The organism is Pseudoalteromonas sp. Z9A5 (assembly GCF_011378875.1).
Taxonomy (GTDB): domain Bacteria; phylum Pseudomonadota; class Gammaproteobacteria; order Enterobacterales; family Alteromonadaceae; genus Pseudoalteromonas.
Genome location: NZ_WTLC01000004.1, coordinates 22,901 through 38,323, shown reverse-complemented (window position 1 = coordinate 38,323; position 15,423 = coordinate 22,901). Strand labels below are relative to the sequence as shown.

Annotated in this window: 18 protein-coding genes and 1 pseudogene; 1 reads left to right on the top strand and 18 read right to left on the bottom strand. The window is 34.8% G+C overall.

Features of this window, described 5'->3' with window-relative positions:
* Nucleotides 1-489: 489 nt before the first annotated feature.
* From GQR56_RS03670 to GQR56_RS03600, 15 genes and pseudogenes are all read right to left on the bottom strand, one after another.
* Nucleotides 490-966, bottom strand: coding sequence for a hypothetical protein (locus GQR56_RS03670; RefSeq protein WP_166109190.1), 477 nt, complete (start codon nucleotides 964-966; stop codon nucleotides 490-492).
* A gap of 216 nt (nucleotides 967-1,182) precedes the next feature.
* Nucleotides 1,183-1,593 carry a hypothetical protein gene (locus GQR56_RS03665; RefSeq protein ID WP_166109189.1) on the bottom strand — a complete coding sequence of 137 codons (411 nt, stop codon included), beginning with the start codon at nucleotides 1,591-1,593 and terminating at the stop codon, nucleotides 1,183-1,185.
* Nucleotides 1,594-1,864: 271 nt separating this feature from the next.
* A complete protein-coding gene (locus GQR56_RS03660) occupies nucleotides 1,865-2,575 on the bottom strand; it encodes a hypothetical protein (RefSeq protein WP_166109188.1) in 711 nt (236 codons plus the stop codon).
* A gap of 39 nt (nucleotides 2,576-2,614) precedes the next feature.
* Nucleotides 2,615-3,001, bottom strand: a complete 387-nt coding sequence (locus tag GQR56_RS03655; RefSeq protein ID WP_166109187.1) for a hypothetical protein — start codon at nucleotides 2,999-3,001, stop codon at nucleotides 2,615-2,617.
* 633 nt (nucleotides 3,002-3,634) lie between these two features.
* On the bottom strand, nucleotides 3,635-3,997 hold the full coding sequence (locus tag GQR56_RS03650; RefSeq protein ID WP_158001064.1) for a hypothetical protein: 363 nt from the start codon (nucleotides 3,995-3,997) through the stop codon (nucleotides 3,635-3,637).
* A gap of 157 nt (nucleotides 3,998-4,154) precedes the next feature.
* The gene (locus GQR56_RS03645) at nucleotides 4,155-4,322 is read right to left on the bottom strand and encodes a hypothetical protein (RefSeq protein ID WP_158001063.1); all 168 of its coding nucleotides are present in this window, start codon (nucleotides 4,320-4,322) and stop codon (nucleotides 4,155-4,157) included.
* A gap of 140 nt (nucleotides 4,323-4,462) precedes the next feature.
* A complete protein-coding gene (locus tag GQR56_RS03640) occupies nucleotides 4,463-4,813 on the bottom strand; it encodes a hypothetical protein (protein ID WP_166109186.1) in 351 nt (116 codons plus the stop codon).
* Between the two features lie 327 nt (nucleotides 4,814-5,140).
* On the bottom strand, nucleotides 5,141-5,317 hold the full coding sequence (locus tag GQR56_RS03635) for a hypothetical protein (protein ID WP_166109185.1): 177 nt from the start codon (nucleotides 5,315-5,317) through the stop codon (nucleotides 5,141-5,143).
* A 58-nt stretch (nucleotides 5,318-5,375) separates the two neighbouring features.
* Nucleotides 5,376-5,696: a hypothetical protein gene (locus GQR56_RS03630; protein WP_166109184.1), complete on the bottom strand. Its 321-nt coding sequence runs from the start codon at nucleotides 5,694-5,696 to the stop codon at nucleotides 5,376-5,378.
* Nucleotides 5,697-5,894: 198 nt separating this feature from the next.
* Nucleotides 5,895-6,353, bottom strand: a complete 459-nt coding sequence (locus GQR56_RS03625) for a hypothetical protein (RefSeq protein WP_024610864.1) — start codon at nucleotides 6,351-6,353, stop codon at nucleotides 5,895-5,897.
* 510 nt (nucleotides 6,354-6,863) lie between these two features.
* Nucleotides 6,864-7,331 (bottom strand): annotated as a pseudogene (locus GQR56_RS21685) (DUF6789 family protein).
* A gap of 401 nt (nucleotides 7,332-7,732) precedes the next feature.
* On the bottom strand, nucleotides 7,733-8,188 hold the full coding sequence (locus tag GQR56_RS03615) for a nuclear transport factor 2 family protein (RefSeq protein ID WP_166109183.1): 456 nt from the start codon (nucleotides 8,186-8,188) through the stop codon (nucleotides 7,733-7,735).
* A gap of 294 nt (nucleotides 8,189-8,482) precedes the next feature.
* The gene (locus tag GQR56_RS03610; RefSeq protein WP_024610862.1) at nucleotides 8,483-8,863 is read right to left on the bottom strand and encodes an STAS/SEC14 domain-containing protein; all 381 of its coding nucleotides are present in this window, start codon (nucleotides 8,861-8,863) and stop codon (nucleotides 8,483-8,485) included.
* A gap of 137 nt (nucleotides 8,864-9,000) precedes the next feature.
* The gene (locus tag GQR56_RS03605) at nucleotides 9,001-9,693 is read right to left on the bottom strand and encodes a cupin domain-containing protein (protein WP_166109182.1); all 693 of its coding nucleotides are present in this window, start codon (nucleotides 9,691-9,693) and stop codon (nucleotides 9,001-9,003) included.
* A 61-nt stretch (nucleotides 9,694-9,754) separates the two neighbouring features.
* A complete protein-coding gene (locus GQR56_RS03600; RefSeq protein WP_024610860.1) occupies nucleotides 9,755-10,375 on the bottom strand; it encodes a glutathione S-transferase in 621 nt (206 codons plus the stop codon).
* A 226-nt stretch (nucleotides 10,376-10,601) separates the two neighbouring features.
* On the opposite strand from GQR56_RS03600, the gene GQR56_RS03595 reads away from it, so the two are divergent.
* A complete protein-coding gene (locus GQR56_RS03595) occupies nucleotides 10,602-11,126 on the top strand; it encodes a TetR/AcrR family transcriptional regulator (protein WP_024610859.1) in 525 nt (174 codons plus the stop codon).
* Between the two features lie 95 nt (nucleotides 11,127-11,221).
* On the opposite strand, the gene GQR56_RS03590 is transcribed toward GQR56_RS03595, so the two are convergent.
* The 3 genes from GQR56_RS03590 to GQR56_RS03580 form a co-directional block, all read right to left on the bottom strand.
* Nucleotides 11,222-12,688: a carbon starvation CstA family protein gene (locus tag GQR56_RS03590; protein WP_024610858.1), complete on the bottom strand. Its 1,467-nt coding sequence runs from the start codon at nucleotides 12,686-12,688 to the stop codon at nucleotides 11,222-11,224.
* A gap of 291 nt (nucleotides 12,689-12,979) precedes the next feature.
* A complete protein-coding gene (locus GQR56_RS03585) occupies nucleotides 12,980-13,897 on the bottom strand; it encodes a carbohydrate kinase (protein WP_166109181.1) in 918 nt (305 codons plus the stop codon).
* Between the two features lie 2 nt (nucleotides 13,898-13,899).
* Nucleotides 13,900-15,423, bottom strand: coding sequence for a mannitol dehydrogenase family protein (locus tag GQR56_RS03580; RefSeq protein ID WP_166109180.1), 1,524 nt, complete (start codon nucleotides 15,421-15,423; stop codon nucleotides 13,900-13,902).

Genomic DNA, 15,423 nt, shown 5'->3' with positions numbered 1-15,423 from the left:
AAGATCTCAACTTGTAACAAGTCCAGAGTAACGCATTGATATTTAAACACTACTTGCACTAAAAAATAACAGCAAAGTGAATAAAGTGTTAATTAAATATTTCAAAAAAAGTTATAGATCGTCAACTGCAGTTAAATTACGATTTAATCTGAACCCTAATTAAGAGATATATTAGGCTCTATTAACTTTTGAGGATTAAAATTTGTTCTTTTTCGAAGAGGCTTAAACGCGATGCGTAGTTTGTAGCTTAGTGAACTCTATAACGGCCCCCTACTCACGTCTCTTACCTACACCCGTGCAGACAACAAAGAGCAAATTAATTAGGTAGAAAGTACCAAAATGGCAGCGTATGTTTTATCTTTATGTTGTGGTATTGCCTATATATGGGAGCTAAAGTATAGGAGTATAGAACGTGAGTATTGAGGAAAACCCCGTATTTTATGCAGGGTTAGTTAAACATTTTTACCGAATTACGTAAGCGTTATAGGCTTAAAAATTAACTTGTCGTTTTTTACGTTGGTTATTAAAATAAACAAGTAACGCAATAACAATTAATATATAAGGGAAAGCAATTACCCACTTTTCTTCTAATTGCTTTTGTTTTTTATACCATGAAATATCGTAAATAAGATTCTGATCAATGCGTAGTTCGTAAACATCAATAGCACCTCTGTTTTGAAGTATGTTTAAAAACGCAGTCTTTCCAACCCACTCTTTTCGTGCATCATCACAATAAAGTGAATCGATACTCATCGGAATTTCATAAAATTTAGAATCATTTAATTTAACCGATGAAAAATATTCATTGTGTCGTCCTGAGCAACCAACATGGGTGACAACACCTGATACCTTTTCTAAATCTTTATACTCTGCAATTGGTATATCGGGTCCAAAAGAGAGCTTAAGTGATATTACAGCCGACACTAAAAATAGCGCAATAAGAGCAACTTTCGTTATTATCGACATCGAAACTGTCCCTCTGCAGTCTTTAAACGCGTATACGTAATAATTACACCCCTTGGTCTTTTAAATTATTTACTTCACAGCAAAAAAATGATTACTATCTATTACTTTACAACAACTTACCAATTTAAGTGTTGTACTATTAGTAAAGGATTGTTGAGAATATTATTACGCTATCTGCGTTATTTATTTAGCACCTTAAATTTTTGTACCGTATTTCTATCGGTGCCTCTCGATTTGGCTGCGTTTTACTGTGACTTGATACGGAGCGTCATCACCTATTATTAAAGCGGTATCAGTCCACTCAACGTTAGCCCAGCGAGAATATGCATCTTCTTTAGAAGTAACACTGCCTAATGCCACTAATTGATGATAACTGCTATCTCCGATGTGAACTTTGCAGTTAACATTATAAATATCCCCTTCTTTTTTTAACGTAACAACAGCAGTATAAAAACCTTTGCCGTATTTCCAATCAGGGCTTCTACTAATCAAAATCACATCTTCTAAGGAATACGTCACTGTACTTTGAAGTGCAGTATTAATAAATCTATACGCTAAAAATGAGTACGAAGTAGCTAATAAAATAATGACAATTAAGGCTAAACCACTCAATTTTTTAAAATTCATAATTCAAATATCTACCTTTATATCACTATAAAAAACCAGCTATAAAAACAAGAGCAAGCTCTATGCGTCACCTAAACAGTTAGGTTCACCATCAGTAACAGGCATAAACCAATATAGAGTTGCCTTAAATAGTAAACTTAAAAGTGCGATAGAAACTGTTAAAACAACTTCCACTTTGCTGATTTTTATAAATTTATACTTTAAAATCTATTATAAACCACCAAAAATTGAACTAAAATAACGGAAATTTTTTACAACTATTATTACCAAATTATTTATCTAACCATGGCGGTCTTACATAAACCACTTTGCTTGAATAATCTAAATCTTTAACCCAATATCGGTCTCTGCAACCAAATTTCCATAACTTAGCACCAGCATCCATTGTATTATCCGTTAGGTCATTGCTTCGTTCTAAAAATGGCCACATTAAATAAGTTGCAACTTCGTCGCATTTAGTAAGATGGATAGCCCAGTTTTTAAGAACTTCGTAGTGCTCATCATCATAAGGAAAGTACTCTATCCAATACTCAGTAATCGCTTCATAAAGCACACCAAAAAGCGTGTTAACTGAAGTACCTGGAATTTCTATATTTGAAGGGGCAATTTCAACTTTAAACCCATTGTCTATAAAAGTAATAATGTCGGCGTTGTAATCTTCTTCAAGCAAAATGGAGCGTAAGCTCGATACGTGTAAAGAAACAATACGTTTAAGCTCTTCATCATCACACTTAACGTAGTCTAAATTGGGTGTTTTATACCCCCACCCAGGAATAGAATCAGCATTGTTTTGTATTTTTGACAATCTCTTACGTATATCTTCGTGTTCATCAAAAACTGACCACGCAATTTCTAAGTCATCTTTATTATGAATAGCATTAAAGAAAAAATAATGGTCAATTTCATTTTCAATATCAATTGAATCAGGATCTTCACTATTTCGCTTTAGTATGTCTTCTAATAATTTTAGTTTTTGATTCATTAACATCTCTTAAAATGACTACTATGCAGGCAGGAGGACTTAAATGCTTCCTCGTAATATATTGATTTTAGGCTCAATACTATTCCAATGTTCTCCAACATATAACCGACAAGACATACGTGGAAGCAACCTTAAAAGCTTACCTTGTATTGAGTTATTACTTTTAACTTGTTTAGTTATTTCTTTTATTAACCATTGCTCGTTAAAGCCCGCCCATTCACCGGTAATGCTTAACAAATTAATTGATACAACTGGCGCTACTTCTTCGTACAAAATACTGCGTAGGGTTTCTATAGAATAGGGAGATTCAGAACAAATACGTATTATATAGGGGTAATTTAAAGTTACATCAGTGTCCAAAAACAAGTTTGCCAGCGCTATCCAAACAGGTTTTCTTTGTTCTATATCGCCGTCTGTAAAGTTCAATATGCTCACCTTATTATGCTAACTTGGCATTAAAATACCACCTATCACCAAATTCAACTAACATGCTTTTATAAATTTAACTCTATGTAAATAAAGTCTATATGTAAAAAGTAACGTATTCGTTAACAACAATATGGTTTATTAAAAAGGTATTATATGAGAGGCACTTAACGCTACGCTGAATGGTAAGTTTGGAGTGCAGCAAATGTGTAGCCATGATACAAACCTTTGTTGCATATTTACTTTGGCTCACCTTTCCAATACCTTTTAAATCTCTTTAATATAAAAATATAGAAAATGGATACGACAAAAATATAAATAAAAAGAGCGAACATCATAATAGCTTGAGTTTTAATGTAACCCGTAATAATAAACATACCGTAAATAGCAAACGCCCAGTACATAAAACCTAAAACTTCATCAATTAGTGTAAATTTAGATAGGTAATAAACCCATTTTTTTAAAGGCATAATAAATTTCTCATACATTAATTCAATTTATCTTTATTACGTTTTAGAATTACAAATATAAAGTGCATGCAAACAGCCATTTCCTATACTTAGCCGAGTACAAATAATGTGAGCTTGTAATGGTACAGTTAAAAAACTTGGCTGTAGTTAAAGTTCTACTTTATCATTCAAGCGAATGCATAAGATACTCAAACCCCGCATCAGATACATTACACTCAATCAAAATATATGCTTTTTCAACAACACAATAGTCTAAGGGCTTACCGTTCAATTGCTTTTCTTCTTGTAAAAGTTCAGCACACAGATCGGTCATTTTTTCTATAAACACTAAGATCTCTTTAGCCGTCGTTTCATTTGATATTTGATTATCTAAAATTGGTTGGATTAACTTACCTTTTTTAAGATGCTCGGCAAAATCAATGATTACGGTGCTAAGTGGCTCATAATTAACATTCATATTTTTAATCTCATACAGCAAAGTTTGAAATGGGATTTCGATTTTTTGATAGGTGTTTATTTTTGGCAAATAAATTTGATTATTCTGAACAAATAATACATACACTGAAAAATTAAATAGTGTGTTAGTTAAAAAATTTAAAACAAGTTCCTGAAATTAACTCTAAAGGCTTTAAGCATTTGGAGCCCACAAATTAAGAGTTTAGCATGACTGTCTTGTGAATTATTCACTGTAAAGACCAATCGGCAATTAGCTTAATTGATACGTGATCATCACTGCAGTCAACAGTTTCGATTAACTGCACCATTTCAACTTCTCTTTCATTTAATAATTTATCATCTTGATTATAAAGCCTAATATAACCAGATTCGTCGCTGGCAGAACTGCCAAGCATATGTACCGCTACACTCTATATCGCTAGCAACTTTAAATGTAAACTTTCGACCATTAATTATCATCTAAAACCCTAAGACTCGTGTAACACCGAAATAACCAGCACAACTAGTTATTAATAATTTAAACAACATATTAAGCTTACCAGCGTAAACCGTATTTTTTCTTAATTCTTTTATATAAATCAAGCATGCTTTCATCCTTTGCAAACCCTACTATTCCTATAAATACAAAACCACTCAATAGCACTAATGATATTACTAAGGTAAATATGAGTTTTAGCGTAATTTCCTCATTTGAAGTCAACACTATATAGATAATAAACAGCCCAAGTATCGCTGCCGAAAAGCAAACTACACGTCGAATAATAACCCAAGAAATTGCCATATATTTACGTAAAAAACTCGGTGAAGAAGTTCTATCCGGATAGATATACCATACGAATAAACAAGCTATTGCTATAACAATTAATATTCCAAACCAAAGAGGCATATAAAACCTTAAGTAAGTTACCAACGAAATTCAATGTCTAATTAATAAACTAACAACAACTTACTAAAATAAGCGGCGAAGAAGTACAAGCTAATTGATTTTTGTTTTTTTAAAGTCGGATACATTAGGATTTGTAACCTTTCAGGATTAAAATTTGTTCCCTCTATGGAGATTTAGTCGCATCTTGAGGCTTTGTAACCCAGTGACTTCGGTAACTGCTCCTGCGTAACGCTACATCGGCTCTGCATTGCCTAAATACTAAACACACTGCTGAAATTTAACCTCGAAAAATAAACAGCTCCTAATATTGCGCTAAATATATACTTGTCATTTACCTTCCCCTGACTCCTTAATGTCCTTTAACATGTGTTGATAATCTTGCGCTGTTTTAGGACCAATTAAACACGGGCTTTTTGAATTATTCTCACCTAAAGCTTTCTCCGCTTTTTTATGTATTCTGCTTTGCTCTCGAATAGATTCAATATTATCTTCTAATACTTTCAATATTTTTTCACTTTTATCCAGGTAAATTGTAACGTTCAAATTTCATTGCTCTTACACATTATTTTTCTACTTTAGTATTGGCCGGTGCATCCATAAAATGAAAACTCCCCCAAAGTAAAATCAAAAAAGCTAATGGAAAAAAAGCAACCAAAATACTATATTCGTTAATTTTGTCACTAAGCCTATAACACCCAAAAAACACTAAAGGGTAAATTAATGTACCCCATAAAAAAAACTGATTCATTATTCTATTAAACAAGGGTATATGAATATGTGAGTTACTTCCCAGCCCCATGAGGCTAGCAATAACTATAAATGGATATACGACTAAGGGAATCGCTCCAACAACTAACATAGCAATTCTAACAAACTCAGTCATATGATTAATGCCCTATATATTTTAAAAAACTAACGCCGTAACAAAGCGTGCATAACACCGAAATAGAATAAAGATTCAAATTTTAAGTAAATAAATAGCAAAATATTTGACTACAATTGTAGTGAAAAACGAATAGCAGCCAAACGTTTAGCGTCTGTTTTTATTGCTTTTTTTATTAGATTAACTACAAACTTTAATTTAGCTGTTTATGTATTCAAGTCTACATTTTTCAGCTAATAAATCGAAATTTGATATTTCTATGCACGCAAAATAATCTTTTACTGATCCGATTGTCTGCTCAATACTATCATGTTCATCGCATTCATATTCTATGGCTATTCCAATAATTTTTTTCATTATTTCATCCCAAGAATAACGTTTTTCTATGCTACCTTCCTCAATATCAAAGGATATGAAATTTTGTTGGTTAATGTCATATGCATAATGTATATATCCACCTATATCAGCCCAAAGTGGAATAATATCACCCAGCATATAGGCTGCTTGCTCCTCTTTATTAAGGAAATATACAACAGGGCAAGTAAAGTAAATATCTAATGGATAACTGAGTTTTTCATCAAGTACGTCATTAAAAAAATGAGGAATATTAAACTGTTTTATAAGCATTTTTGCTTTTTCAATTGTTAAGTAATTCATGATCAATATTTCCTATCGCAAGGTTGTAAAATAATCCAACAGCCTAAATTAAAAAACGAGCTACTAAAATCAACCCTAAGCACTTTTAAAGTATTTGGTAATGAATTTAGACCCCATAATACAGGCTATTTTTCTTAAATAAGCGTAATTCGACAGCATCAATATTTATTTTTATTAATAAACAAACCATATCCGAGTTCCTGCATTGGATCAATTGGTTACTATATAGTTACCTCGCATATAAAAGGGAGTTTAATCTAGTTTTTATGGGTGTTTTAGACGATGTTTAGGTAGCTTTATTACAACTAAAAAAGCACTTTTTAGCAGAGCGTATTTCGTAGTAGTTAAAATGTGTATTAAGCAGGGTTTTATATACGTTATTTATTATGAAGTAACGCGTGTTTGCTGTAATGCTATTGAATAAATTCAAAAATAGCTGCATTACTTGCCTTAAACAAACACGCTTCTGTAAATTTAATCTTTACAGATGAACACAATTAGTGAGTTAGCTTAAAATGTACTGTTATGTGTACTTTTAAATTTAGCAAAAGTTAAGCCCATCGTTGCACCAAAAGCAATATGTAACTCCAAGGTTAGCACAGGTGCCATAATCCCCATCGATAAGCCAAACAGACCAGCACCACTCATCGGCATAGGACCAATCATCATTAATAACCAAGCACCCAGACCAAAAGTAATACCCTTCATTACTTATGAGTTGCTTGGCAATAAATCATTTATAACTGAAAAAGCCACACCCCATGCTACCGAACCAATAACAAAGTGTAAAACCCAACCAACCATCATATTCGTTTGTGTACCCGTTTTTTCGGCTACCATATTGGTGATCATTTGCACAGGGTCTAACGATGGCATAATGCCAACGTACTTTTTCATCATCATTAAACCAGTTAATACCAATGTGCCTATAAACCCTGCAATAATACCTTTAATGATTCCAGATAAGCTAAACGACATAGTCATGCTCCTTTAAGTTAAGTTATTTAATAATTTCACTTTGCTTAAGGAGTTATATTATGGGTCACCTTAACATCAGGTAAATCTGCTTTCTCAACGAATCATTTACAAGTAGATACGACTTTTGCTAAACAAAGTCATAAATTAAATAAACGTTAGTTGCTGCAAGCAATTTTTAACGTGATTTTTGGGCCCATAAGCACCAATGACAAATTGGTTTAAATATAATCATAAAAAACTAAATCCTGTAATTTCGCTTTATCAGTATGTTGGTTTTCGTGACAATAATTGCGCATTTTTATTAGGTCATTTATTTAATCTAATTGAGAAATTCACCAATTAATTTTAAATAAAACACAGCTAGGTATTAATTAAATAAAGTAACGCCTACTTTTTCACGTTTACTGTTTTACAAACGTTACGCCTATCGGTGGTTTCCCTTCAGGTAGGCGAGTTGAGTGCATTTGCGATACTAGCCATTTACCATCTACTTTTGTAACCACTACACTTTCTAACCAAAACACGTCCATGCTCTTTTTTTCACTTTTAAGATTTGCTTGATTCCAATAATTAATAAAACCAGTATCGCCAACAACTTTCGAACTAATCACACTAAAATAGTTAGTTCTTGTAAACTCCGAAGGATTAACTGCATTAATAAAATCGTTAATAGTCCACACTTCACCGTGCTCTAAAAGTAAAAATGAATCATCTACTGCTGCGCGCATTTTATCGTGATCGATATTAGAAACAGCTAAAAAAAGGTCACTCACAGGTGTGAATATATTGTCTTCTTCTGCGGCTTGTATTGATGATGAAAATATAAATAATGCGATAAAGGTAAGTATTAATTTCATAGTTTATGTAATGTGTAATTTGCTCAATAGGTACAAGTGTATTTGAATAACTAAACATTCACAATTGAATTAAAACGAATACAAATGTTTATAAAAAGCACTATGTGTAATGCTTGTAGTGGTAATGCTCTATATTTGTTTTAAACAACAAAAAACGCCCATAAGAGCGTTTAAGTTTTTATTCGTTTGTGTATTAAATCAATTTTGGGTAGTAAATTTAACTCAAGCAGTTATTTTCAAAACTAAAAGCGTTGAATCTACTTATAATCAGCCACTTATTAACCTGCAAATTAGCTACTCTTCTAACCATTCAATTGCAGCGGTGGCATTTTCAAAATATGCCATTTCCCCAGATACAGCATTATTGCCTATTTTTGCGATATTTGATTGCCACTTTTTATTGCCGTAAATAGCGACCCTTTTCAGCTCATTGTTATGTTTTTTACCTAGCTTTAAGTCATCAAAAACACATTTAAAGCCAACACCTTGAAGTTCTATGCTGTCAATTAGTATACTTATTACGGGGTGTTTTACTTGCGAGAGGGCTGAATCAATCTTAGGGGTAATGTTTTTATAATCTTCGTGAGTAAGCTTACCAACAGCCTTAAACGTTAAAAAAAACTCACTGCCTTTGCCTTCAATATCAATCGATAAACCATGGTTTGAATGTGCCATCACTTAATCTCATTCTTCAATTAAGCTTTGAGAGTACGTTACATTAGATTAATGAATTATGAAGCAAATGAAAAAAACACTAAGGTTAAAGTAAAAAGTGAGCATGTAGCTCACTTTATATATGTTTAGGTTTAGGCTTATGTATTTTGTACACGAGAAATTTGGTTACTTACATCCGTTAAATGACCCGTTTTAAGCCATACTTTTGCGCCATTATTCCCCGCTTTAACATTAACAGTGCTGTCAATAGGCACTCTTAGCCAACTGTTTTTTACCAAAGTATCAGCTTGTTCATCAAGTGAGCCTTCAAGTACTAGCAGCTCAGCCCCACCTTGTGCATTTATTACCATGTCGGCGTTAGGTTTGAAAAGTAGTAAGCTTACTTCTTCAAAGGTGTCTTTGTATAAAGGCGTTACTGCTACATTTTTAAAATTAGAATGTGCCGCACTTTGCATTAAATCTGTTTGCAAGCGTACATGCGTTCTATCATCTGGCTGAAACTGCCATAATTTTACAAATATAATACAACCGTTTTTAGACCCTGGCTTATGTTTTGACTCAGGCGGGTTACGAATATAGGAGCCAGCCGGAAAGTCGCCATGCTCATCTTGAAATACACCTTCAAGCACAACAAACTCTTCGCCGCCGGTGTGTATATGCGGCGAAAACTCACTGCCTGGTGCGTAGCGAACAATCGTTGTTGCACGAGCAACTTCATCGCCTACTCTATCAAGCGCTCGTCTATCTACTCCAGCCATTGGCGATGCAACCCAGGCAAGTGTTTCACTGTGCACAACAACTCGTTTACTAAAATCGGCAGCAATTTTCATACTTAGCTCCTAACTATAATTTGGCTTAAACCTAAACTTATATGATTCTTAAATTGTAGTACTAAGCAGCAACACTTGGACGTTTTGCCACTTTTTCTTGCCATGCAACTAAATGTGTTAATTCACTTGGAATTGCTATTTGTGCAAACCCTGCAAATACAAGCCCTGCATACAATGTAATATCAGCAATACTAAATTGTTCACCAGCAACAAACGCTGATTGCTCTAGTACGTCATTAAAATAGCTAAAACCTTGGCGCGCTTTTTCACCTTGCTTTTCACCCCAACCTGCATTTTGATAAACTTCAAGATCTGGTCCTAAGCCATCAGTTGCATGGTGAAAGTATGTTGCCACAGCATCAAGCACCATAGATTCCGCACGTTTTTGCATCATATTAATAACTGCGCGCTCTTTTGCAGTTTTACCCATTAATGACGGACCTTCAAATGCGGTATCAATATACTCGGTAATAGCCGTACTTTCAGATATAAACGTGCCGTCATCTAGTTCTAATACTGGTACGCCCGCTAATGGATTTTTAGCTAAAAAAGCGTCAGTTCTGTGTTCACCATTTAATAAATCAACAGGTACAAATTCAACATTTGCAGTGGCATTTTTTTCAGCTAAAGCAATACGAACACGAAGTGGATTTGGGAAGTTTTCTACATCATAAATTTTCATAATTATCTCTTATATTTTTTGTTAAAAGTAAATAAAACGGCACTACCTACCTACCGATAGGTAATTTATATTACTAAACTAAACTTAAGTCAACGTTTAAATTTTTCTTATTTATAGGATCTAACTTAATTTATAATAAAATTAGTGTGTTGCTTAAAAATAAAAACGCTTGTAAATAACTACCTACTGGTCGATAATTTTATTATTGCGAATAGGAAATATTAAAATGAGTAAGAAAGAAGCTTTATTAAAAGCAGCTGAAAACAAGGTACGTCTTGGCGGTTATAGTAATTTTAGTTTTAGAGAACTTGCGAGTGAAGTTGGAATTAAAAGTGCAAGTGTTCACTACCATTTTCCTACTAAGGCTGATTTAGGTGCAGAGCTTGCGCATCAATATACTAATTCGTTTTTAGCTGCACTAGGTGAACCAAACGAACTTAAAGCGAGCGGTAAAAACCCGATAAATGTGTACACTCAACTTTTTAGAAGTGCATTAGTAACCGACAGAAAAATGTGTTTATGTGGTTTATTAGGAGCCGAAAGCGATAGCTTACCGGATAAAGTACGCCTTGAAGTAAAGCGCTTTTTTAACGAAAACCTAGCATGGCTTGCTGCTGCACATTTAGTTAATGGCGATCTAAACCCTACTCAATCGGCTATTCAAACTGTTAGCCTACTAGAGGGTGCAATGATGATAAGTAAAACACTCGACGATAACAGCTACTTTGAACTTGCAACTCAGTTAACGTAATAAAACTTAAATTTAGCGCACAAAAAAGCGAGCTATTAAATAGCTCGCTTTTTTTGTACTTAAAATAACGTAATAACTTACGCCACTTTTAGATATTACATTGCAGGTTTAACTTTATGCTTAGAATGCACAATAACTAACACAATTAAACCAAGTATAACGACTGCAGCACCAATTGGCTTATTTAAATCGCTTGATAAGTTAAGCCCTATTGCTGCAGTAGCAATATAAGACATTGTTACACCTGTTGCTATAACAGCTGGAATACTCGCAATCCAATGAAAAGCTCCACGGTCAAATAAGTACTTAGTTGCAAGCCATAGTACGCTTGTAGAAAGCAACATATTTGAGAATGCAAAGTAGCGCCAAATTAACGAGAAATCTAATTTAGTCATAAAGTATGCTATAGCTAGTATTGGTACAGCCACTAATAAACGATTACGTAAACTTTGTGGAATATTGAACGCATCAACAACCGTTAAACGTAATGAGCGAAACGCTGTGTCACCAGAAGTGATTGGGAATACCGCAACAGCAATAATTGCCATAATACCGCCAAACACACCTAAGTAGCTGTTAGCTACATGGTTAACAACTAAACCTGGACCACCTTGGTCAAGTAATGCTTTTAAGCCTGCGTAACCATCTGGAAACGCTGCAATACCCGCAAGTGCCCATACACAACCAACAATACCTTCACACATCATGGCGCCGTAATATACTGGGCGTACGTATTTTTCATTTGTTAAACAACGGGCAATAATTGGCGCTTGAGTAGAGTGAAAACCACTAATAGCACCACACGTAATAGTAATAAACAATAACGGCCACGTTGGTAATCCATCTGGGTTTGGTTCTAAAAAGTCGTGAGCGTGGTCGGCTTCAAAATAAGCCAAAAAGTCACTTGGAACAGGTAAATGAGGAGCATTAATTAATAATGAAATAGCAATTGCCACTGTCATTACAATCATAAGAGCACCAAAAATTGGGTAAAATTTAGTAATAATTTTATCAATTGGTAATAACGTAGCTAAAAAGTAATACGCTAATATAGCCACAACCCAAAAGGTGTTGTTTGCTAATATTGTACCTTCAAAAAAATCAAGGTTACTCAATAAGCCCGCAGGGCTCATAATAAACACTACACCTACAAAAAACAGTAGCATGGCAGTAAATACAAGCATAAAGCCTTTAAATACTACATTGTAATAGTGACCTGCGATTTCTGGTAAGCTTTTACCGTCTTCTTTTATACTCATTACACCTGAGAAGAAGTCGTGTACAGCACCACCTAAAACGTTACCAAGTACAATCCAAACTAGAGCAACCGGACCGTATAAAGCACCCAGTATCGGACCAAATATTGGGCCTACACCTGCAATATTTAAAAATTGAATTAAAAAAGCACGTACAGGATGAATTGCTACGTAATCAACACCTTCGCTAAAGCGTTTTTGTGGTGTATCAACGGTTGAATCCAAGCCTGCTTGCTTTTCAACAAATGGACTATAAAACTTATAACCCAGTATTAAAATAGTAAGGCAGATAAAAAAGATTATCATAAAGCACGTTTCTCTTTTTGTATGTGTGTTATAGAGCGCATGTGTGTCGCCCCGCCTGTTCAATCCGTGAATAATCAACGATCTTAACAAAGCGCCATAACCCAAACAATAAGACGTTTAGCTAATACCATCGGCAATGTAAGCTACTATTTATGCAATATGTATATTTAACAATCCACACAGCTTATTTTATAATCGCGTTTTATTTTAGACATAAAAAAAGCGATTTTACCTAAGGCAAAACCGCTAACACACAATGATTGGTTGTTTTCTACGTCTGTTTAAATAAACTTATAAAGGATTCATAAAATTACTAATTTGCTGATGCGTTAAGCTTGGTGTTGCTCCCGCGCTTTCGGCTACTATAGCGCCAACCGCACAAGCAAAATCAACAGCAAATTGAGCATCATCGTTACTACATAACTGATAAATTAGAGAACCTAAAAAAGAATCTCCTGCGCCTACAGTATCAACCACACTAATTAAGTAACCAGAGTTGTAATAGTTAACACCTTTAATTGTTAACAATGCACCGTGGCTACCCTTAGTAACACATAAATATTCTGTATTTGTTTGCTCTGCAATAAACGCTAAGTTTTGCTCAAGCGAGTGGTATTTACATCCCATTGCTTTTGCTATTTCGTAAAGCTCTTCATCATTTAATTTAACAAAGTCGGCTTTATTCATTAAATCTACCAGTGTTTCTAGCGTGTAATGCGGCGCACGTAAATTTACGTCAAATACTTTAAAGTTAGCTACATCAACTAGTTGTTTTAATGTAGCCAGCGATGCTTCACTTCGACCGATTAAGCTACCAAATACAAACACGTCGCTATTTTTAACTTTATCGAGTAATGCGTCAGTGAGTGCTATGTTATCCCACGCGGTATCACCGACTATTTCGTAACTTGCCGAGCCACCACTGTCGAGCGTTACTTCAACAGTACTGGTTTTTTTATCATTATTAATAGCAATGTATTCGCAGCTTACGCCTTTACTTTTAATTTCGCCTAAAAGCTCAGTGCCTAACTCGTCGTTACCTACTGCACTTATCATGTCGGCTTTGATGCCTAATGAGTTAATACGCACACACATATTAAGCGGCGCACCGCCTAAACGTTTACCCGAATCAAAGCAATCCCACAACACTTCGCCAAAGCAGCTAACACTTACGTTCTCGCTTGATTTATGATTAATTAAAATACTCATTATTAATTACTCTTTTGATCAAGCACAGCTTGCATAATGGTTTTAATTTTGCTGTTAGGTGCATACAGCGCAGCAATCGATTTTTTATACTCAACAGTAAAGCTGTCGTTATTTTCAAGGTCGCCAAACAAGCTGGTTAACTTTAAAAATGCACATGGGTCAACAACGGTTTCTTGTGCGTATGCATTTAGCTCTTTATACATAGCATCTTGAATATCAAGTTTAGCGCCGTTTTCACTCACGCCTTTATCGCTGTACAAACACCACGTTGCAATAACTAATGCTGCAAGTGATACATCATGACCCTTTACTAAGTTTTCGTTTATTGATGCAATTAAAAACTTAGGTAATTTTGCTGCACTTTCAGAGCAAATACGCGCTAAACCATCTTTAATATTTGGATTAGAAAAACGCTCTATTAACGTGTCTTTATAAACTTCAAGGTCAATGCCCTCTAGCGGTTCAAGTAACGGGGTTACTTCTTTATCCATAAATGCACGTAAGTAAGTAGCAAATAATGTGTCTGATACCGTTTCGTCAATAGTGCCATAGCCATGAATAGAGCCAAGTAAACCAAGTACCGAATGCCCTGCATTTAATAAGCGAATTTTCATTGTTTCGTATGGTGTTACATCAGTTACAAACTGTGCACCTACGGTATCCCAATTTGGGCGACCGTTACAAAACGAGTCTTCTATAACCCACTGCATGAAAGATTCACACGTAATTGGCCACTCGTCGCTTACGCCGTAAGCTTCTACTACGTAGTCAATATCACTTTTTTTAGATGCTGGCGTAATACGATCAACCATTGCATTTGGAAAAGTAACATTTTGTTCAATCCACTCGCTTAATTCTTTATCTTGCTCTTTTGAAAAAGCTAAAAGCATTTTACGTGTTACGTGGCCATTGTGCTGAATGTTATCGCAAGACTGCACTGTAAACGCGCTTAAGCCTTGCTCTTTACGCAATTTTAAAGCGGCAGTAATGTAACCAAACGCTGTAATTGGGTCGTTCGGGTTATTAATGTCGTTAATAATGTCTGGATTGCTGTAATCAAACTCACCCGTTACTGGGTTAAAGTTGTAGCCACCTTCGGTAATAGTAAGCGATACTACTTTTGTATCGCTGTGTGCTAACTTATTAATTACCGCTTGTTTGTCTTCTGGTGCAAACAAAAAGTCGATCATTGAGCCAATAACTTTATTATCAATTTTACCGTCTGGGTGTCTTACCGTAAGGGTATAAAGGTAATCTTGCTGCTTTAAAATATCACGCAGCCCACGGTTACCTTCTAAAAGACCAACACCACAAATGCCCCACTGCTCAGAACCTGGCGTTTTTAAAAGCTCGTTAATATAAACGGCTTGATGGGCGCGATGAAAGCCGCCCACACCAATATGTACAATGCCCGCTTTAAGTGCGCTACGATCGTACGTTGGTGTATCAACATGGCTTGGTAGTTGAGCCAAGCTCTGCTGGTTTAGCCCTGTTACAAGAGCGTCAGTGTGTTGTAATTGCGTCAT